The organism is Pseudomonas sp. FW305-25 (assembly GCF_017351415.1).
Lineage (GTDB): Bacteria > Pseudomonadota > Gammaproteobacteria > Pseudomonadales > Pseudomonadaceae > Aquipseudomonas > Aquipseudomonas chlororaphis.
Map to the genome: position 1 here is coordinate 1 of NZ_JACNDE010000081.1, position 569 is coordinate 569.

Here is a 569-nt window from a genome sequence, read left to right on the forward strand (position 1 = left end):
GCCAGCAGCAGGCACAGCGGCAGCAGGCCGTAGAGGGTGGCACGGGTCATGTCGACCCAGAAGTTGCCCAGGGTCTTGGTCGACTTGCGGCCGATGCCACGACACAGTGCAACCAGCACCGCCAAACCGGTGGCGGCGCTGACGAAGTTCTGCACAGTCAGGCCGACCATCTGACTCAGGTAGCTCAGCGAGGCTTCACCGCTGTAGGCCTGCCAGTTGGTGTTGGTCATGAAGCTAACCGCGGTGTTGAACGCCAGCGTCCACTCCTGTCCCGGCAAGTTCTGCGGGTTGAGCGGCAAGTGATCCTGGAACAGCAGGATTGCGAACAAAAGCAAAAAGCCCGCAAGGTTGAACGCAAGCAGGGCCAGGGTGTATTTCTGCCAGCTCTGTTCGCTTTGCGCATCGACGCCCGAAAGCCGGTAACAAGCGCGTTCGACTGGCCCCAACAGCGGCGTCAGCCAGGTGCGCTGGCCCTCCATTACCTTGTAGTAGAACCGCCCCAGGAAAGGCGCGGGCAGCAGCACCAAGGCAAAGAAGCCGAGGATCAGCCAATAGTCATAACTGTGCAT

At 60.6% G+C, this 569-nt stretch carries 1 protein-coding gene; it reads right to left on the minus strand.

Annotated elements, in window-relative coordinates; all coding sequences use genetic code 11:
• Positions 1-569 (minus strand): potassium-transporting ATPase subunit KdpA (locus tag J4E58_RS31755; protein ID WP_207255371.1); only part of this gene is annotated, 569 nt, incomplete at its 3' end.